The following is an 18,655-nucleotide window of genomic DNA, read 5'->3' as shown; positions in this document are numbered from 1 at the left end:
CATGGTCCGCGGCCGATCGGCCGCCCGCCGCGAAACGCTGCGCGGAGAACGGCGCAACGGTTAGGAGATCAGCGCTGGTTGACCGCGACGACGCGCCAGCCGTTTTCCAGGCGATCGATCCGGGTCAGCGACAGCGGATCGATCACGAAGCGCAACGCGGCGTCGGGCGTCAGGTCGAGCGCGATGGCGAGCAATGCGCGGATGGTGCCGGAGTGCACGACGAGCACCGCGTCCCCTTTCGGCAGCAGCGCGAGCCCTGCCCGCGCGCGCTCGATCTGATCGACAAAACTTTCGCCGCCCGGCGGCTTGTTGCCGGCCGGCGATTGCCAGAATGCGCGATAGGCCGCGCCGGGTTCGGCGGCGAGATCGTCATGACGCCGCCCGGTCCAGGCGCCGAAATCCTGTTCGCGAAAGGCCTGTTGTTCGACCGCGTCGAGACCAAGTGCTGCGGCGGTCTGCCGGGTCCGGCGCGCCGGGCTGCAGACGGCGAACGCGTTCGCGGGCAATCGCGCTTTCAGCGCGGCAAGGGCTGACGCGTCGCCGAGATCGGCCGGGGCGTCGGGGCCATGAATGACGCCGCGCGGTCCGTTGACCGGCGCGTGGCGGATCAACCACAGATTTGTCGCGCGCGAAGTGCTGCCGGTGTTCACGGCTGCGCCAGCCTTGCTCACGGCTGCGCCAACCTTGGTCACGGCTGCGCCAACCTTGCCGCCAGCAGCACCAGGATCGCGGTCTCGCCGATTTGTTCGGCGCCGCCCAGCACGTCGCCGGTCTGGCCGCCGACCTGCCGCAGCGCCAGCCACGCCATGCCGAGCCCGCCGAGACCGGCGAGCCCCGCGGCCAACAGCGCGTTGGTCCAGGACAGCGACAACAGCGCGATCAGCAGCGCCAGGCCGGCCGCCGTCGCCGCCGTCGCCGCATCGGGCCGGCCGGCGGTGCGGGCCAGCCCGTCCTTTCGCGCATAGGGCAGCTGCATCGACATCGCCGGCAATATGCCGCGCGCCAGCGCATGCGCGGCAATCAGCGCCGGCACGACATGGCCGTTCGGAATCACCGCCAGCGCGGACAGCTTCGCGGCAAAACTCACCAGCAGGATGAGGGCGCCATAGGTGCCGAGCCGGCTGTCGCGCATGATCTCCAGCTTGGCTTCGGGATTGCGGCCGCCCCCGAATCCGTCGGCGACATCGGCCAGGCCATCCTCGTGCAGCGCGCCGGTCAGGACGGCGCCGCCGCCGAGCGCCAGCGCCGCGGCGGCCAGATCCGGCACCCCGACATGTCGCAAGCCGAGACACAACAATCCCATTGCCGCACCGATCAGAGCGCCGACGACGGGAAACATCCGGTGCGCGCGGACGAAATTCGCCGGCGTCGCGCCATCGGGATGCGGCATCGGCAGCCGGGTCAGGAAGGCGACGGCGGTCCTGAAATCGTCGAGCCATTCGTTCATGGTGGCGTCCGGAGAATCGTTCTAGACCGGGATGACTTTCTTCGAATCGTCATCCCGGTCTAGCTCTTTGTTTGAGCATGATCTTTTCGGAAAACCGCTACACACTTTTCCGGATCATGCTCTAGCGTGCGGCCTTGAGGACGCCCGAGCGTATCGTGGAAGAATATCCTGGAAGAGACCAAGAAAGCCGCATGCCGTTCGACAGTCTAGACCACATCCGCGCCTTCTGTCGCGACTTGCCCACGGGAGACGCGCCCGCCGCCGAGGCCGCCGTGCGCCGGCAGCAGCATCTGACCAAGCCGCCGGGAAGCCTCGGCCGCCTAGAGGAGCTCGCGGTCTGGCTTTCGCGATGGCAGCGCCACGGACGACCGCGGCTCGACCGCGTCACCATCGCGGTCTTTGCCGGCAACCACGGCGTCGCCGCGCGCGGCGTCTCGGCCTATCCGCCCGCCGTCACCGCGCAGATGGTGGCGAATTTCACCAGAGGCGGCGCGGCGATCAACCAGATCGCGCGGCTGGCCGGCGCCGAACTCGTGGTGGTGCCGATCGAGCTCGATCGGCCGACGCGCGATTTCACCGCGGCCGCCGCGATGGACACGGACGAATATCTCGGCGCGGTCGATGCCGGCAGCCGTGCCGTGCCTCACGATTGCGACCTGCTCGTGGTCGGTGAGATGGGCATCGCCAACACCACGGCGGCGGCGGCCTTGTGTGCGGCGCTGCTCGGCGGCGGCGCGGCGCGCTGGACCGGCCGCGGCACCGGCGTCGACGATCACGGGCTGGCGCGCAAGCGCGCGGCGATCGACAAGGCGCTGAATTTTCATCGCGGCATCCTCGGCGATCCGCTGGCGGTAGCGGCAGCACTTGGCGGCCGCGAACTCGCGGCGATCGCAGGCGCGGTTCTTGCCGCACGGCGGCGCGGCGTCCCGGTCCTGCTCGACGGCTTCGTGGCAACCTCTGCGGTGCTGCCGCTGGCGCGGCTTGACGCCGCAGCACTCGACCATTGCCGCGCCGGGCATGTCTCGGCCGAGCAAGGCCATCGCGATCTGCTGCGCGAACTCCATCTCGAGCCTCTGCTCGATCTCGGCATGCGGCTCGGCGAAGCCTCGGGCGCGGGCGTCGCGGTTGCCCTGCTGCGCGCGGCGCTGGCCTGCCATCAGGGAATGGCTACCTTCGCGGAAGCCGGGGTTTCCGGTGCGGAAGAATGACGAAACCTTGCCACGATGTCGGCGTAACTTCCCGGCGAATCCGTGTTGGTGAGGGAGCCCGCGCATGCGCCTGGCGGTCTTGAAAGCTGTTTTGGTCTCCGCCGCGCTGGGCGCGGCGATCGCGCCGGCACGGGCCGAGATTCGAATTCTCGCCAGCCCGGGCGGACAGGTCGGTCCGTTTCTCGACCTGTTCGAACGCGTGCGCGCCACCGGCGAGCGGGTGGTGATCGACGGGCCCTGCCTGTCGGCCTGCACGCTGGTGCTGAGCATGGTTCCCAACGAACGCATCTGCGTGACCCGCCGGGCGGTGCTCGGATTCCACGCCGCCCGCTCGATCGACCGCCGCGGCCGGACCTATGCGGAACCGGAAGCCTCGCAGGCGGTGCTGGAGGCCTATCCGGCGGCGGTGCGCGGCTGGATCAGCAGGCGCGGCGGATTGACGTCGCGGATGCTGATGCTGCGCGGGCGCGAACTCGCCGCGATCTATCCGAGATGCCGGTAGGACAGCTCACATCTCTTCCATCGGGCTATCGACCATCCAGGGAATGCCGAACCTGTCGACGCACATGCCGAACCCGCTGGAGAAGAACGTCTTGCCGAACGGCATCCGCACCGTGCCGCCGTCGGCCAGCGCCTTGAACCGGCGCTCGGCGTCGGCGGGATTCTCGGCCTGCAGCACGACGGCAAAACCCTGCGGCGGATGATAGTCGCCCGGCATGGCGTCGGAGGCCATCAGCACCTCGCCGTCGATCGTCAGGCTTGCATGCGTGAGCTTGCTCTTCCAGTCCGGCGGAACCGGCATGTCGGCGGGTCCGTCGCCGTAAGGCATTTTCGCCTCGATCTTCGCGCCGAGCTCCTGCTGATAGTAGCTCAGAGCTTCCTCGCAATTGCCGTTGTAGAATAGATAGGGATTGACCCGCATCGTCTGCTCCCTGGGTGAGCGTGATTTGAAAGTGATGGCTATTTCTCGGTGATGGTCTTCAGGTTGGCCAGACCGGCTTCGAAATCCCTGCCGATCATGTGATCCAGGTTCATGAACACCTGCATCAGCCGGGACAAGAAGTTGGCGGGACCGTACATCGCCCAGGTGACATGGGTGCCACCGCGCTGCGGCAGCATTGTGAACTCGGCGGTGTTGTGGCCCTCGAACGGCGTGAAGAAATCGAGCTTGATGACGACCTTCGATGGCGCCGTCGTTTCGAGTATCTCCATGCGGCCGGAACCGACATTCCTGTTGCCATCCCAGGCATAGACGGCGCCCTTGCCGCGCTCCGCGCCGCCATAGCTGCGCTTCATCGCGGGGTCCTTGTTCTCGTAGGGCGACCACGTCCTCCATTGGTGAAAGTCTGATATCAGCGGGAATATCTTTTCAGCCGGCGCATCGATGCCGATCGAGCGCGCCACCCGCAGCGTGGCGGGCTTGGTGGCGGCGAGGATGAGCACGACGGCGATGGCAATTGCCAGAATGACGGCGGCGATGGCGATGATTTCAAGCATGTTCGGCTCCGCATCTGGAGAAGGATCACTTCCCCGCCTTCGCGCCGCGCGGCTGGCTGTCGCGCTGCAGGCGGTCGAGGTGCATGCGGATGTGGGCGGCTTCGGCCGACGTGTTGGCCAGCGCGATGGCGCGGTCGAAGGCCGCGCGGGCCTCCTCGTTGCGGCCGAGTTGCATCAAGAAAGCGCCCCGCACGCCAAAGAAATGAAAGTAGTTCGACAGCCGCGGCGCCAGCGGCTCGATCAGGTCGAGGGCGGCCTGCGGCCCGCGCACCTTGGACACCGCGACCGCGCGGTTCAACGTCACCACTGGCGATGGCTGCATGATCTCGAGCCCCCCATAAAGCAGCTCGATCTGGGTCCAGTCGGTCGCTTCGGGGGTTTCGGCGCGGGCATGCAGCGCGGCGATCGCGGCCTGGAGCTGATACGGCCCGCTGCGGCGATGGCGCATCGCCTTGTCGATCAGCGCCAGCCCTTCGGCGATCAGCGACTGGTTCCACCTCGAACGGTCCTGATCGTCGAGCAGGACCACCGCGCCATCGGAATCGAAACGCGCCAGGGCGCGCGCATGCTGCAGCAGCAGCAGCGCGGTCAGCCCCATGATCTCCGGCTCGCTCTGGAACAGCCGCAGCAGCAGCCGCGCCAGGCGGATCGCCTCCTCGCACAGCGGCTGGCGGATTTCGGCGGTATCGCCGCCGGCCGAGTAGCCCTCGTTGAAGATCAGATAGATCATGGCGGCGACGGCGGCGAGCCGTTCGCTGCGCTCGGCCGCCCCGGGCGCCTCGAACGGCACGCTGGCGTCGGCGACCTTTGCCTTGGCCCGGGTGATGCGCTGCTCCATCGCGGCTTCCGAGACCAGGAAGGCGCGCGCGATCTGCTTGACCGTGAGGCCCGAGACGATGCGTAGCGCGAGCGCGATCTGCTGCGTCGCCGGCAGGTCCGGATGGCAGCAGATGAACAACAGCCGCAGAATGTCGTCGCGGTAATGCGAGCCGTCGAGCCGGTCGGCGAGTTGCTCCTCGGCGTCGTCGAGGTCGGAGATCGCGTCTTCCTCGGGCAGCGGCTGCTGCTTCCTGCTCCGCCTGATATCGTCAATCGCGACATTGCGCCCGACCATGATCAGCCACGCCGCGGGATCGCGCGGCGGGCCGTTCTGCGGCCAGCTCTTCAGCGCGCGCAGGCAGGCGTTCTGGAAGGCCTCCTCGGCGGTGTCGAGGTTGCGGAAATAGCGCAGCAACGCGCCGACCGCCTGGGGACGCGCCGAGGTCAGTGCCCCATCGATCCAGGCGGTATCGGTCACGACCGCACGCTGCCCGGCGTGAAGTGGCCGACCGGGCGGATCTCGTAGGCGCCGCCCGGATTAGCCGCGCCGAGGTCGCGCGCGATGTCGAGCGCCTCGTCGAGGTTCTGGCAGTCGACGACATAGAAGCCGAGCAGTTGCTCCTTGGTTTCGGCAAACGGGCCGTCGAGCACCAGCGGCGGGTCGTCCTTGCGCAGCGTGGTCGCGGCCGTCGTCGGCAACAGCCGCGCCACCGGGCCGAGCCGGCCCTGTTTGGCGAGCTTGTCCTGCACGACGGAAAGTTTTGTCATGACCGCGGCGTCCTGTTCCCTGGTCCAGGAACCGACGGTGTCTTCATCGTGATAGCAAAGGATGGCGTACAGCATGGGGCGCAGGCATCTCCGTTGTCTTCAGGACGAACGATTATGCCCGGCGCCGACAGGTAGGTCGAAAGATTCTCAGATGTTCCGGCAGGCAAGCGCCCGCCGGAACATCACCGCCACGACGATGAAACCGTGCATTACCAGGAGACGCCATACTTGGCGGCGATCCGGCGCGCCTTCTGCTCATCGGTCTCGCGGCTTGCCTGGGTCTTCTTCGAACCGGTGGCCTGCTTGTTGGAGGCTTGCTTGTTGGAGGCTTGCGGCATCATGGAGCCGGCCATTGCCGAAGGATCGCCCGGCATGGCGGCGGCGGCCGACATGTCGTTGCCCGCCAGCAGGCTGCCGAAATCATTGGCCTGCGCCGAGACGGAAACGAGGGCGAAAGCGGCGATGAGGATCAATTTGCGCATGTGAGCTCTCCGTTGTTTGATGAAAGCAGGATAGAGAAACCGGGCACGCCCTAATGTGATGCGGGTCACGTGGGCTGCGATGCGAAGGGAATGGTCATGAACAAGGGTGCGCTCGCCTTGCTGGTGCATGGCGGGGCCGAAAACTGGTCGCCGCAGCGCTGGAAGGAGCGGTTCGACGAGGTCTGCGCCGACCGTCGCGTGCTGCTGCTGCCGGGTGCGTCGTTCGATCCGGCCGAGGTGCAATACGCCGCGGTGTGGAAGCCGCATCCGGGCGAGTTGGCCGGCTTTCCGAATCTGCGGGTGATCTTCAACCTCGGCGCCGGCGTCGATGCGCTGATGGTCGATCGTTCACTGCCCGACGTGCCGCTGGTGCGGGTCGCGGTCACCGATCTCACCGCGCGGATGACCGAATATGTCGTGCTGCATGTCCTGATGCACCACCGGCAGGAGCTGTACTTGCGGGAGTGCCAGCGCGCCAAACGCTGGGCGCCGAAATCGCAATGGGCGGCGGGCGCGATCTCGGTCGGCGTGATGGGACTCGGCACGCTCGGCGCCGATGCCGCCGATGCGCTCAAGCGGCTGGGCTTTCGCGTCGCCGGCTGGAGCCGGAGCGAAAAGAACATCGCCGGCGTCGATTGCTTTCACGGCGACGAACAGCTCGACCCGTTCCTGCGGCAGACCGACATCCTGGTCTGCCTGCTGCCGCTGACACAACAGACGCGGCACATCCTCGATCGCGCGCTGTTTGCGAAACTCAACCGCGACAGCCCGCTCGGCGCGCCGGTGCTGATCAACGCCGGCCGCGGCGGCCTGCAGAACGAGGCCGACATCCTACAATGCCTCGACGACGGCACGCTGGGCGGCGCCTCGCTCGACGTCTACGCCACCGAGCCGCTGCCGCCGGAGAGCCGGTTCTGGACCCATCCCAAGGTGGTGCTGACCCCGCACAACGCCGCCGACACTGATCCCGACGAGATCTCGAAATACGTCGCGCGCCAGATCGAGCGGTTCGAGACCGGCGGTGGGTTGGAGAATATCGTGGATCGGGGCCGCGGATATTAGGTCGTGCCGATCCTGCGGTGCGAAAGCAGCAACAGTCCCGCAGCGGCAAACGCCAGCATGCCCGCAAGCTGAAAAGTCTGATGGAAGGCTTCCAGGAAGCTGTGGTTCGATCGGAGGCTATCGAACACCATCAGGACGATCGAGGCCGCGGTCACCGTACCCAGCGTGCGCGTCAGCAGGACGAGACTGCCGGCCACGCCGCGATCCCTCAGCGGCAGCGCTGATGTCACGATATCCGAATAGGCAAGCTGAAACAGGCCGAGGCCGATGCCCTGCACGACGAGCCCGACTACTCGCAGGAATGTCGGGGTCTGTTCCGTCCACGCGCTGAGCAGGAGCAGACCGGCGCCGATCGCGGCAGCACCTGCAATTGCCAGCCGCTCGGCGGAGATGTACCGCCCGACCAGGCGGCCACCGATCGGCGCCGCCAGCGCGGCCCCCGCCGCAGCAGCAGCCAGAATGGCGCCGCTCCCGGTCAGCGTATAGCCGGGTACGCGCGCCAGAAAGTACGGCACCAGCAGCCAGACCGAGAAGGCCGCGAGATTGGCCAGCACGCTGACGAGATTGAGCATCGCAAAGCCCGGGAGCCTGAGAACGTCGATGGCGATGATCGGGCGCGCCGCGCGGGACTCGCGGAGGACGAAGGCCGCGAAGGCAATGGCGGACAGCAAGGCGAACCAGACGGCGGACAACTCGCGCATTCGATTCAGCGCCAACAGCATCGTGACCAGGCCGAGCGTCAGCGCGATGCCGCCCACAATGTCCAGGCGATCGTCTGCCCGGCTCGCAGGCGATCCCGGCTTGGCACGCAGCAGCAGCAGCAGCAGCAGTGCCGCGATGGCGATGGGAATTCGGAACCAGAACACCGCGGGCCAATCAAAGATCGCCGTCAAAGCACCTCCAAGCAGCGGGCCAATCATCAATCCGAACGCCATCATCATGGTGTAAATGCCGAGTGCGCGGCCGCGCCGCTCCTCGCCATAGAGGGACGTTACCAGCGCCGCGCCGCAACTCAGCACCAGTGCGGCGCCAACACCTTGCAGGCAACGGAAAGCCAGCATCGCCCCATAGTTGGGTGAACAACTGACAAGCAGCAGCGCCGCCGCGCTCCAGATCAGGCCGATCCGAAAAACGATCGCGTGACCGACGCTGTCGCCGACGCGCCCGAGCGCCAGCAGCAGGCTAGCGTAGGTCAGGACGTAACAGATCACGACCCACTGGATGTCGGCGATGGTCAGATCGAATCCCCGGGTGATGGCGGGAAACGCAATATTGACCGACGTATCGAGTTGCACGCTGGCGGTGCCCAGCCCGATGATGGCGACCTGCCACCCTTTCGAGTGGAGCAGGCCGGCCGATACTAGGAGCGAATCGGGTCTGGATTTGGAAGGCACGTTGAAACCCGCCGATCTCACACCGGGGCAAAACTGATCGCGCCATCGGCGTTGACCTCGCGCGCCAGCCGCCCGAGCGAGGCCAGCATGTTCAGATGGGCGAGCGCTTCGCCAAGGGCCTGGCGCGGACTGGCATACAGCACCCGCGGAAACACTTCCTGCGCGACCGCAAACGCCGTGGTCCGGCCGGCGATCACGGAAGCGACGTCGTCGAGCCGCGCCAGATGGTGCTCGCGCAATTGGGCGAGCCGGGCATGGAGCCCGCGAAACGGCAGGCCGTGCGACGGCAGCACCAGCGTATCCGCAGGCAGCGCCTCAAGCCGCGTCAGCGAATCCAGATAGTCCTGCATCGGGTTGGCCTGCGGCTGCGCCGGGGGCGCGATCACCGAGGGCGCCATGTGCGACAGCACCTGATCGCCGGAAATCAGGATCCTGTCGCGCTCGCAATAGAACAGGGCGTGTTCGGCCGAATGGCCGCTTGCGGTGATCACCCGCCACTCCCGTTTTCCCATGGCGACCACGTCGCCGTCGCGAAGTCGGATGAATTCGCGCGGCGGCCGCAGGCCGAGGAATTTCGAGCGGCGCTGGGCCTCCATGACTCGGGCGGTATCGTCATCGCTGGCGCCGTTTCGCGTCAGGAAGGCCGCGAAATGCTCGTCCGCCCCCTCTTCCCGCTCATGCCACATCTTCCATCCGCTGAGCCATTCGGCCAGCGGCAGGCGCACCGCGCATTTCATTTCCTTGGCGAAATATCCGGCCAGGCCGAAATGATCGAGATGCGCATGCGTGAAGGCAAGGTTCTGCAGGGGGCGGCTGCGCAACAGCCCGCGCCACAGTTTGTCCCATATCTCGAACGTGTCGTCGGTATTCAAGCCGCAATCGACCAGCGTCCAGCCCGGACCGTTGTCGAGCAGCCAGCAATTGACGTGATTGGGCACCGTCGGCACCGGCAGCCGGACCCAGAATATGTCAGGCAGGACATCGGTCAATTCGCCATAGGCCGGCGGCCGCTGCACCGTGAAGGTCAGATCATCGGGCATTGGTTGTCCCCGGCGGCGGTTGGTCCCGCATGAATTCAAGCCGGCGCCTCGGCTTGACCCGCGCGGTGAACTTACGCGATCTGACCGGCCTATCAACACTCACAGAACAGTCATGCCTCCAGCGCAGGCCAAAGCAGCAGGATTCTTCCCCTGCCGGCTTGAGCGGCCATCCTTTTTGCTAGAGAACGTCAGGCACCGCTTCGCCGCGGCCCGCCGCCGCGCGGCCTCCCGAGATCTGGGCAAAAACAACAATGGATGCGCTGAACCCCCACGCCGGATTAGCGCCGGAAGCCGATCCGGAGCCGGGGCTCGACCGGCGCGCGCACCGCAATTTGCTGCTGCTGGCCTGCTGCCAGGCGATCGGCCAATCCTGCAACACCATGATGTTCGCGGCGACGGGGCTATCCGTCATCACTTTCTATCATCGCCCCGATCTCGCCAATCTGCCAGTCACGATGCAGCATATCGGCGTCATGATCTGGGTGTTTCCGGCGGCGCTGCTGATGCAGCGGATCGGCCGAGGCGTCGGGTTTCGCGTCGGCTCGCTGTTCGGCATGGCGGGTGCCGCCGTGATGTGCGTCGGGTTATACGCCGGCAATTTCCTGATCATGTGCGCCGGCGGCCTGATCCTCGGCTACGCGGTGGCATGCCTGCAGATGTACCGCTTCGCGGCGGCGGAACTGGTGCCGCTGCATTACCGGGCCAAGGCGATTTCGTGGGTGACCGCCGGCGGCGTCGCCGCCGCCGTGATTGGGCCGAGCCTGGTGCGCGCGACGCACGACCTGACGATGCCGCTCTATCTTGCGACCTATGCCGCCATTTTCGCCCTGCATCTGATCGTCTTTACGATCATGGCCTTCATCCGCTTTCCATCGGTCGCGGCGGCTGCGTCGACCGCGAGCCCTACGGAGGCCGTCGCGCCGCCGCGACCGCTGCTGGTGATCGCGAGCCAACCGCGCTTCATCGCGGCGGCAATGGCCGGCATGCTGGCGTTCGGCACCATGTCCTTCATCATGAGCGCCTCGCCGCTGGCCATCGTCGGCTGCGGATTTCCGCATGCGGAAGCCCATTGGGTCATCTTCATGCATGTGCTCGGCATGTTCGTGCCGTCGTTCTTCACCGGCAATTTGATCAACCGGTACGGAGCCACGACTGTCATGGCCTGGGGGGTCGCGCTGATGCTGATCGGCGTCGCGGCGGCGCTGTCAGGCCTCTCCGAATGGAACTTCCGGATCGCGCTCACCGTCAACGGCGTCGGCTGGAACTTGCTGTTCGTCGGCGCCACCACGCTGGTGACGACCTGCTACCGACCGAACGAGCGCGGCAAGACCCAGGCGCTCAACGACCTCCTGGTGTTCAGCACCACCGCCACATCGAGCTTCATGGCGGGCTTTCTGCAGGATCGCTGGGGCTGGCAACCGCTGAACTGGTTCTCGGTGCTGTTCATGCTCGCCGCCGCCGGCGCCGTGCTGTGGCTGCGCTATCAGCGCGCAACGTTGAGTCCCGCCCGCTAGCCTGAAGCCCGATGAGATTGGGATGAATCATCATCGCGCTTTAGCTCTTTGTTTGAGCATGATCTTTTCGGAAAACCGCTGCACACTTTTCCGGATGATGCTCTAGGCGCGGAGCGTCAGTCCGGCGCCGACGCATGCCGAGCGGTACGGAGCGTCTATCCCGGAGGGCCCAATCTCAATCCACGGCCTTCATCAACAGCCGCAGCGATTTCGGGATCGGCTGCGCCCGCCCCTCGCGGATGAAGGCGACGCGGACCTCGGCCCTGACCAGCACCTCCCCGGCCCGTCGCACCTCTTGCGCCAGCGTGATCGAGGCGCCCTTGACCGCGACCGGCCAGGTCACCACGTCGAGCAGATCGTCCATGCGCGCCGACCGCAGGAAGTCGAGCTGCATCGAACGCACCACGAAGGCGAAGCCCGGGGTTTCCTCGTGCGCCTGCTCGAAAAGCGCCTGCTGGCCGGCGCCCATCAGCCTGAGATGGTTGGTGCGGCCGCGCTCCATGAAGCGCAGATAATTGGCGTGATAGACGATGCCGGAAAAATCGGTGTCCTCGTAGTAGACGCGGACCTGCATGTGGTGGCGGCCACAGTGTATCTCGCCGTCGAGATGGGGCGTCATGCTACTTCCAGTTTTCAACGGAGAGCGATTGAGCTCGGGCTACAACGAACAGCCGCTTGTCTCTCGTCCAGATCAACGTCTCCGGTGTCAGCGCCGCGGCAGCCAACAGATGCGCATCGACATAGCCGATGCCCGATCCCGACAATTTGCGATCCCCTATGAATCTCAGTACTTCAGCAGCACTTGCCACGGTGGCTTGCGCAAGCCTGTTGAGGTCGTCGATCATCCCGTCGAGACCCGTGATGTTTCCCAACGCCAGCTCGCCAAGCACGAATGGGTGCATAACGACATCGCCGCGATCAAGGACTTCGACCAGTTGCGAATCGGTACGGCGGAAGTGGTCGATCCAGATTGACGTATCGACCAGCACCATCAGTCGAAACGACGTCGTGGCGGCGCCTTGGCGTCAGGCTGCGTTCCCCCCATCCGCGCAAGTCGGCGCGCAGCCTCGCGCTCGACAAAGGCTTTCAACGCCTCGCGTACTACAGCCGATTTTTCGGTAAGGCCGGCATATTCCTGGGCCTTGGCGAACAACTCGTCGTCAATCGCAATTGTGGTTCTCATCGCACCACCTCCGGCATCAAAGATAGCATCAATTGATGTAGATTTCCATGCCTATCGAGGGCTACGCTACCGCCGGCGCGGCGGAGCCTAGCGTCACCAGCACGATTTCCGGGGGCACGCCGAGGCGGAACGGCATGATGCTGCAGCCGAGGCCACCGGAGACGACGACGTCGCATTTGCCGCGGATGTGGCCGTAGGCCAGTTGCTGACCGGACGGCGAGATCGGCGACCAGCCCAGCATGCGCACCTGGCCGCCATGGGTATGCCCGGAAAGCTGAAGTGCGACCCGCGAGGTCACGCGCGAGGCGATGTCGGGCTCGTGCGCCATCAAAATCACCGGCGCGTCGTCGCTGACCTTGGCCAGCGTCGCCCCGAGATCGTCGACGCCGATGCGCTTGAGCGGGCGGAACCGGCGCGCCGGCATGTAGGCAAGTTGATCGCCGAGCCCGGCCAGCCAGAACCGGTGACCGTTCTTGCTCAGGCGCGCGACGTCGTTTTCATAGACCGGGATGCCGGCGGCTTCGAGCGCGCGGCGCGCGACCGTCGGCCCCTGCCCCTCGCGCTGCACGGTCTTGTCGTCCCACCAGTCATGGTTGCCGAGGACGGCATGCACGCCGAGCGGCGCCTTCAATCCGGCCAATACACCCGCCCATTCTTCGGCGGGAATGAAGCGGGTGACGTGGCGATGCCCGGCGACGTAGTCGCCGAGCAGGACGATGACGTCGGGCGTCAGCGCGTTGGTGCGTTCGACGATGGCGGCGATGCGATCGAGCGACATCCAGGGATCGCAGGCGTGAAGGTCGGCGATGGCGGCGATCCGCAGCGGCAGGCCCGCCGGCCATTTCGGCGGCGAGATATGATAGCGCGCGACGCGCAGCCGCACCACCGGCGCGCTGAACCCGTAAGCGGTGGTGGAGACGCCGAGCGCGCCCAGCCCACCCATGAACTTCAGAAAATGACGGCGAGATACCATGTGATCTTTCAGTCGTGATGCGCGGCCAGGGTGGGGCTGGATTGAGCCCGAATTCGGGTGCTTTCGTGCAGTTCGTCAGCAGGGCTTCGGCAGCTTCTCACCAGCGGTCGTCTCCAATCAGCGCGTCGAGGCGGGCCTTAAGTTCATCGGAAGGCAGCACGCCAAGCACTGCGCGAGTGCTTTAACGTTAGTGCGCTGTTGCCGCGACCCGGTTCGACGCGGTCAATCGTCGCTGTCGCCGCCGCCGAACAGCCCGAACTGCGCGGGATCGCGTGCGGGTTCGGCGAGGCCGAGATGGCGGAAGGCGTGCGCGGTCAGGAGCCGGCCGCGCGGGGTGCGCTGCAAATAGCCGCACTGGATCAGGAACGGCTCGATGATGTCCTCGATGGCGTCGCGCGGCTCCGACAGCGCCGCCGCCATGGTCTCGACGCCGACCGGCCCGCCGCCATAGTTCATCGCAATCGTCGTGAGGTAGCGCCGGTCCATGGCGTCGAGGCCGGCGGCGTCGACCTCCAGCGCGCTCAGCGCGTGGTCGGCGATGGCCCGATCAATCGAGCTGGCGTCCGCCGCCGAAGCGAAATCCCGCACCCGCCGCAGCAGCCGGCCGGCGATCCGCGGCGTGCCGCGGGCGCGGCGCGCGATCTCGTTGGCGCCGTCAGGCGTGATGCCAATGCCGAGCACGCGGGCACCGCGGGTGACGATCCTCTCCAGCTCCTCCTCGGTGTAAAAATTCAGGCGAACCGGAATGCCGAAGCGGTCGCGCAAGGGATTGGTCAACAGGCCCGCGCGCGTGGTGGCACCGACGAGAGTGAATTTCGCCAGCTCGATCTTGACCGAGCGCGCCGCCGGCCCCTCGCCGATGATGAGGTCGAGCTGAAAATCCTCCATCGCCGGATACAGCACTTCCTCGACCGCCGGGCTCAAGCGGTGGATCTCGTCGATGAACAATACGTCGCGCTCCTCGAGATTGGTCAACAGCGCGGCGAGGTCGCCGGCTTTGGCAATCACCGGGCCCGAGGTGGCGCGAAAGCCGACGCCGAGTTCGCGCGCGACGATCTGCGCCAGCGTGGTCTTGCCGAGGCCCGGGGGGCCTACGAACAGGACATGGTCCAGCGCCTCGCTGCGCTTGCGCGCGGCCTCGATGAAGATCGAGAGGTTGGCGCGGGCCTGCGCCTGGCCGACGAACTCGGACAGCAATTGCGGACGCAGCGCGGTGTCGCCGACATCGTCGGAGCGGCGCTCGGGGGTGACAATGCGGGGGGGCGGGTTCACTTCGCCAGTTCCTTCAATCCCAGCTTGATCAGCTGCGCGGTCTGCGCTCCCTCGCCGGCGCTGCGCGAGGCCGCGGCAATGGCGGCCGCCGCCTGCGGCGGGCCGTAGCCGAGATTGACCAGCGCCGAAATGGCGTCGGTGACCGGACGCGGCGCGCGGTCATGGTCGATGGCGCCGGACAGATGCACCAGCGCCGGATCGACCGTGGCGAAGGCGGGGGCCTTGTCCTTCAATTCGGTGACGATGCGCTCGGCGACTTTCGGGCCCACGCCGGGGGTGCGCGTCACCGCGGCCTTGTCGCGCAGCGCGATCGCGTTCGCCAGCTCGGCCGGCGTCAAGGTCGAGAGCACGGCGAGCGCGACCTTGGCGCCGACGCCCTGCACGGTCTGCAGCAGGCGAAACCATTCGCGCTCGACGTCGCTGCGAAAGCCGAACAGCTTGATCTGGTCCTCGCGGACATAGGTCTCGATCGAGAGCACCGCGGCCTCGCCCGGCGACGGCAGCGCCTGCAGCGTGCGCGCGGAGCAATGCACCTGATAGCCGACGCCGCCGACATCGAGGATCACATAGTCCTCGCCGTAGGAGTCGATCAGGCCTTTGAGTTTACCGATCATCGGCTGGCCACCTTCAGCCGCAGCGCCGCGCCGCCGCGGTGATGCGCGTGGGTGATCGCGATCGCCAGCGCGTCGGCGGCATCGGCCGATTTCGGCTCCGCCTTTGGCAGCAGGATTTTCAGCATGACCGCGATCTGGTTCTTGTCGGCGTGGCCGGCGCCGACCACGGTTTTCTTGACCTGGTTGGGGGCATATTCCGCCACCGATATGCCGAACATCGCCGGCGCCAGCATGGCGACGCCGCGGGCCTGGCCGAGTTTTAGCGTCGCGCCGCCGTCCTTGTTGACGAAGGTCTGCTCCACCGCGGCCTCCGCCGGCCTGAATTCGCCGAGCACGGCGGCCAGCGCTTCATGGATCGCCAACAGGCGGCTCGCCAGCGGCAGGTCGTCCGGCGGTTCGACCGAGCCGCAGCCGATGAAGACCAGCCGGTTGCCCTCGGTCTCGATCACGCCCCAGCCTGTGCGGCGCAGGCCGGGGTCGATGCCGATGATCCGGACGGGATGGCGAATCGGTGGGGGTGTCATGGCTTAGTGATAACGCCAGAGCATCGTGAACGAAACATAAAGAGAACGGTGATCCCCGCCAAACCGTCGGGCTCAGCCCGTTCCGTACGTCATCCCCGCGAAAGCGGGGATCCAGTACGCCGAGGCCTCTCGGCTTGGTCGCCACGGCCTTTGGAATACTGGATCGCGCGATCCCGGCTACGCCAAGGCTTCGCCGAGGCTTTGCCGTGCTGGCACGCCGGAGCTTTAGCGAAGGCGGCAAGTCGGGCGACGACAGCCGCGTGTGAAGCGACGCCGGAGACCAGCTACCCGCCCATCTTCGCCATCAGCGCGTCGGAAATCTCGAAATTGGCGTACACGTTCTGGACGTCGTCGTGCTCGTTCAACAGGTCCATCAGCTTCAACAGCCTCTCGCCGGTCTCGTCGTCGACCGCGACCGTGTTCTGCGGCTTCCAGGTTAATGCCGCCTTGCGGGCTTCGCCGAACTTCGCCTCCAGCGCCTTGGCGACCTCGCGGAAGGTTTCCTGCGAGGCGTAGATCTCGTGGCCGCCGTCGCCCGACGCCACGTCGTCGGCGCCGGCCTCGATCGCCGCTTCCAGCATCGCGTCGTCGGAGGCGGCGCTTGCGTCATATTCGATGATGCCGGTGCGGTCGAACAGGAAGGCGACCGAGCCGGTTTCGCCGAGATTGCCGCCGGACTTGGCAAAGAAGGAACGGATGTCTGAGGCGGCGCGGTTACGGTTGTCGGTCAGCGCCTCGACGATCACGGCGACGCCGCCGGGGCCATAGCCCTCGTAGCGGATTTCGTCATAGCTCTCGCTGTCACCGCCGGTCGCCTTCTTGATGGCGCGCTCGATATTGTCCTTCGGCATGTTTTCCTGACGCGCCGCGATCACGGCCGCGCGCAGCCGCGGATTCATCGCGGGGTCCGGGGTTCCGAGCTTGGCCGCCACGGTGATTTCCCGCGCCAGCTTGCCGAACAGCTTCGACCTCTGGGCATCCTGCTTGCCCTTGCGATGCATGATGTTCTTGAACTGGGAATGGCCGGCCATGCAGGGTCTCTTGGATTGGTGCGGGGAGATATTGTCGGGTCAAGGCGCGGCCTTATAGGCCCGCGGCCGGCCGAAATCAAAGATTTGCGACCGAGTAGGCCAATGGCCCAGCTTGCGGGCCAGATCAGCCAGCGGCCTGCCCGGCCCAAAATCCCGGCAGCGCCGGCTCCAGCCTGCCGCCGACCCGCACCGGCGCGATGCGACGGGCAAGCCCGGTGGCATCGTCGGTCTCGACCGCCACGCCGGACAGCGTCGCAGCCCCCGCCGCCGGCTCAAACCGGCCGGAGGGAATGCCCAGCGTGAAACGCCGCATCGGCTCGTCCTTCTGCATGCCGATGATCGAATCATAATCGCCGGTCATGCCGGCGTCGGTCATGTAGGCGGTGCCGCCGGCAAGGATCTGGTGATCGGCGGTCGGGACATGGGTGTGGGTGCCGACGACGAGGCTGGCGCGGCCGTCGCAGAAGAAACCGATGCCCTGCTTTTCGCTCGACGCCTCGCCGTGAAAATCCACCACGATCGCGTCCGCCGCCTCGCGCAGCGGGCAGGCCTCGAGTTCGCGGTTCAGGGTGGCGAACGGGTCGTCGAACGGCGTCATGAAGACGCGGCCGATGGCGTTGACGACCAGCGCGCGCTTGCCGTTTCGGGTTTCGACCAGCGCCGCCCCGCGGCCCGGCGTGCCCTTCGGGAAATTGGCAGGGCGGACCAGCCGCGGCGCGCGCTCGATGAACACCAGCGCCTCGCGCTGATCCCAGGCGTGATTGCCGAGCGTCACGGCGTCCGCGCCGGCGTCGAGCAATTCCTGGTAGATCGCCTCGGTGATGCCGAAACCGCCGGCGGAATTCTCGCCATTGACGACGACGAGGTCGAGCGCCCAGTCCCTGATCATGCCGGGCAGATGATCCGCGATCGCGGTGCGGCCTGCCCGGCCGACCACGTCACCGACGAAAAGAATGCGCAAAGTTCAGCTCCGGAAGTCAAACGCGTTTTTTTCGGTTAGCACATAATCCAGCGCCACGTCGTGCGGCAGCGCCGGAACCGACTTTATTTCCTGCAGCGCAAAGGCGGCGCCGACCGCAATGACGGCCTTCGCCTTGCGCAGATGGGCGAGCGTGAAATCGTAATGTCCGGCGCCATAGCCGATGCGATGGCCTTCGCAGTCGAACGCCGCCAGCGGCACCAGCATAACGTCGGGAACGAGTTCGGCGGCGGCCGGCGACGGTTCGAGGATGCCAAGCGGCCCCAGCATCAGCCGGGCGCCCGGCGCCCATGCGCGAAAGGCCAGCGACTTGCCGCGCGACAGCACCGCCGGCAGCGCCAGCCTTGCGCCCTGTTCGGCGAGCTTTCGCATCAATGGCACCGGATCGATCTCGCTGCGGATCGGCGAATAGCCCGAGACCACCATTCCCGGCGCAATCGCGAACGGCAGGCCGCGTTTGGCGACCGCCTGCGCGGCGCTGGCGCGCTGCTCGTCGCTCAGCGCGTCGCGCCTGGCCAGCGCGGCGGTGCGAAGGTCGGCTTTGGAGGGATTTGCGGACATGCAATGTGTCGTTCGGCAGGGAATAGAAATCGCGCGACCCGTGGCGGACACAATCGTAGCCGGCACGCAGGCAGCAACAGGCCTTGGAACAACCAGAAAAGTGCGAGGCCGCGACGCCGTTGAAGCACTCGATCCCGGAGTTCCCTACGAAAGTAGGTGGGCACCATATGACCGGGTCCACGGACCCGGCCAGGGACAGTTCCCTAAAGGATCGATAAGGCCCCGGGGATATATGGCTCCTGACGCGCGACGCAGCTTCGCACGCCCAATGTAAGCGTTACCGACCC

At 66.5% G+C, this 18,655-nt stretch carries 23 protein-coding genes and 1 other RNA gene; 4 read left to right on the top strand and 20 right to left on the bottom strand.

Translation table 11 applies throughout. The features are described 5' to 3' along the window. Positions 1-68: 68 nt before the first annotated feature. Both Q0D31_RS19180 and cobS read right to left on the bottom strand, forming a co-directional pair. A complete protein-coding gene (locus Q0D31_RS19180; protein ID WP_291854588.1) occupies positions 69-650 on the bottom strand; it encodes a histidine phosphatase family protein in 582 nt (193 codons plus the stop codon). A gap of 38 nt (positions 651-688) precedes the next feature. Further along, positions 689-1,447: an adenosylcobinamide-GDP ribazoletransferase gene (gene cobS / locus Q0D31_RS19175; RefSeq protein WP_291854482.1), complete on the bottom strand. Its 759-nt coding sequence runs from the start codon at positions 1,445-1,447 to the stop codon at positions 689-691. Between the two features lie 191 nt (positions 1,448-1,638). Here cobS and cobT point away from each other — a divergent pair, with 191 nt between their 5' ends. Both cobT and Q0D31_RS19165 read left to right on the top strand, forming a co-directional pair. Continuing rightward, positions 1,639-2,655, top strand: a complete 1,017-nt coding sequence (cobT, locus tag Q0D31_RS19170; protein WP_291854480.1) for a nicotinate-nucleotide--dimethylbenzimidazole phosphoribosyltransferase — start codon at positions 1,639-1,641, stop codon at positions 2,653-2,655. 64 nt (positions 2,656-2,719) lie between these two features. Then, positions 2,720-3,157, top strand: a complete 438-nt coding sequence (locus Q0D31_RS19165; protein WP_291854478.1) for a hypothetical protein — start codon at positions 2,720-2,722, stop codon at positions 3,155-3,157. A gap of 6 nt (positions 3,158-3,163) precedes the next feature. On the opposite strand, the gene Q0D31_RS19160 is transcribed toward Q0D31_RS19165, so the two are convergent. From Q0D31_RS19160 to Q0D31_RS19140, 5 genes are all read right to left on the bottom strand, one after another. Continuing rightward, on the bottom strand, positions 3,164-3,577 hold the full coding sequence (locus Q0D31_RS19160) for a VOC family protein (protein WP_291854475.1): 414 nt from the start codon (positions 3,575-3,577) through the stop codon (positions 3,164-3,166). A 38-nt stretch (positions 3,578-3,615) separates the two neighbouring features. Further along, the gene (locus Q0D31_RS19155; RefSeq protein WP_291854473.1) at positions 3,616-4,152 is read right to left on the bottom strand and encodes an SRPBCC family protein; all 537 of its coding nucleotides are present in this window, start codon (positions 4,150-4,152) and stop codon (positions 3,616-3,618) included. A 25-nt stretch (positions 4,153-4,177) separates the two neighbouring features. After that, positions 4,178-5,449, bottom strand: a complete 1,272-nt coding sequence (locus Q0D31_RS19150; protein WP_291854470.1) for an RNA polymerase sigma factor — start codon at positions 5,447-5,449, stop codon at positions 4,178-4,180. Next, positions 5,446-5,814, bottom strand: a complete 369-nt coding sequence (locus Q0D31_RS19145; protein ID WP_291854468.1) for a YciI family protein — start codon at positions 5,812-5,814, stop codon at positions 5,446-5,448. Before Q0D31_RS19145 ends, Q0D31_RS19150 begins: the two co-directional genes overlap by 4 nt. Positions 5,815-5,948: 134 nt before the next feature. Continuing rightward, positions 5,949-6,221, bottom strand: a complete 273-nt coding sequence (locus Q0D31_RS19140; protein WP_291854466.1) for a hypothetical protein — start codon at positions 6,219-6,221, stop codon at positions 5,949-5,951. 96 nt (positions 6,222-6,317) lie between these two features. On the opposite strand from Q0D31_RS19140, the gene Q0D31_RS19135 reads away from it, so the two are divergent. Next, complete coding sequence (locus Q0D31_RS19135) at positions 6,318-7,283, top strand: glyoxylate/hydroxypyruvate reductase A (protein ID WP_291854465.1); 966 nt, start codon at positions 6,318-6,320, stop codon at positions 7,281-7,283. Here the strand turns inward: Q0D31_RS19135 and Q0D31_RS19130 are convergent. Both Q0D31_RS19130 and Q0D31_RS19125 read right to left on the bottom strand, forming a co-directional pair. After that, positions 7,280-8,677: an MFS transporter gene (locus tag Q0D31_RS19130; protein ID WP_291854463.1), complete on the bottom strand. Its 1,398-nt coding sequence runs from the start codon at positions 8,675-8,677 to the stop codon at positions 7,280-7,282. The two genes, Q0D31_RS19135 and Q0D31_RS19130, sit on opposite strands and share 4 nt — an antisense overlap. Before the next feature lie 17 nt (positions 8,678-8,694). Beyond that, a complete protein-coding gene (locus tag Q0D31_RS19125; RefSeq protein WP_291854461.1) occupies positions 8,695-9,717 on the bottom strand; it encodes an MBL fold metallo-hydrolase in 1,023 nt (340 codons plus the stop codon). Between the two features lie 251 nt (positions 9,718-9,968). Here Q0D31_RS19125 and Q0D31_RS19120 point away from each other — a divergent pair, with 251 nt between their 5' ends. Further along, a complete protein-coding gene (locus tag Q0D31_RS19120) occupies positions 9,969-11,231 on the top strand; it encodes an MFS transporter (protein ID WP_291854459.1) in 1,263 nt (420 codons plus the stop codon). A 175-nt stretch (positions 11,232-11,406) separates the two neighbouring features. Here Q0D31_RS19120 and ybgC read toward each other — a convergent pair whose 3' ends face one another. From ybgC to ssrS, 11 genes are all read right to left on the bottom strand, one after another. Further along, a complete protein-coding gene (gene ybgC / locus Q0D31_RS19115; protein ID WP_291854457.1) occupies positions 11,407-11,850 on the bottom strand; it encodes a tol-pal system-associated acyl-CoA thioesterase in 444 nt (147 codons plus the stop codon). A gap of 1 nt (position 11,851) precedes the next feature. After that, entirely contained in the window at positions 11,852-12,223 is a 372-nt protein-coding gene (locus tag Q0D31_RS19110) for a PIN domain-containing protein (protein WP_291854455.1), read from the bottom strand. Then, a complete protein-coding gene (locus Q0D31_RS19105) occupies positions 12,223-12,414 on the bottom strand; it encodes a type II toxin-antitoxin system VapB family antitoxin (protein WP_291854453.1) in 192 nt (63 codons plus the stop codon). The genes Q0D31_RS19110 and Q0D31_RS19105 overlap by 1 nt, the downstream gene beginning before the upstream one ends. Positions 12,415-12,475: 61 nt before the next feature. Further along, complete coding sequence (locus Q0D31_RS19100; protein WP_291854451.1) at positions 12,476-13,387, bottom strand: metallophosphoesterase; 912 nt, start codon at positions 13,385-13,387, stop codon at positions 12,476-12,478. Positions 13,388-13,609: 222 nt separating this feature from the next. Continuing rightward, positions 13,610-14,659, bottom strand: a complete 1,050-nt coding sequence (gene ruvB, locus Q0D31_RS19095; protein ID WP_291854449.1) for a Holliday junction branch migration DNA helicase RuvB — start codon at positions 14,657-14,659, stop codon at positions 13,610-13,612. Further along, on the bottom strand, positions 14,656-15,273 hold the full coding sequence (gene ruvA, locus Q0D31_RS19090; protein WP_291854447.1) for a Holliday junction branch migration protein RuvA: 618 nt from the start codon (positions 15,271-15,273) through the stop codon (positions 14,656-14,658). Before ruvA ends, ruvB begins: the two co-directional genes overlap by 4 nt. Further along, positions 15,270-15,797, bottom strand: coding sequence for a crossover junction endodeoxyribonuclease RuvC (gene ruvC / locus Q0D31_RS19085; protein WP_291854445.1), 528 nt, complete (start codon positions 15,795-15,797; stop codon positions 15,270-15,272). Before ruvC ends, ruvA begins: the two co-directional genes overlap by 4 nt. A 284-nt stretch (positions 15,798-16,081) precedes the next feature. Continuing rightward, positions 16,082-16,828 (bottom strand): YebC/PmpR family DNA-binding transcriptional regulator, encoded by a 747-nt coding sequence (locus tag Q0D31_RS19080; RefSeq protein ID WP_291854443.1) that lies wholly within the window; start codon positions 16,826-16,828, stop codon positions 16,082-16,084. A gap of 124 nt (positions 16,829-16,952) precedes the next feature. Then, positions 16,953-17,789 (bottom strand): TIGR00282 family metallophosphoesterase, encoded by an 837-nt coding sequence (locus Q0D31_RS19075; RefSeq protein ID WP_291854441.1) that lies wholly within the window; start codon positions 17,787-17,789, stop codon positions 16,953-16,955. A gap of 3 nt (positions 17,790-17,792) precedes the next feature. Beyond that, entirely contained in the window at positions 17,793-18,368 is a 576-nt protein-coding gene (locus tag Q0D31_RS19070; RefSeq protein ID WP_291854438.1) for a 5-formyltetrahydrofolate cyclo-ligase, read from the bottom strand. Between the two features lie 101 nt (positions 18,369-18,469). Continuing rightward, a non-coding RNA gene (ssrS, locus tag Q0D31_RS19065) (6S RNA) lies at positions 18,470-18,629 on the bottom strand. Positions 18,630-18,655 lie beyond the last annotated feature (26 nt).

The sequence above is a fragment of the Bradyrhizobium sp. genome (genome assembly GCF_022844465.1).
Lineage (GTDB): Bacteria > Pseudomonadota > Alphaproteobacteria > Rhizobiales > Xanthobacteraceae > Bradyrhizobium.
This window is presented reverse-complemented; position numbering and strand designations above follow the sequence as displayed.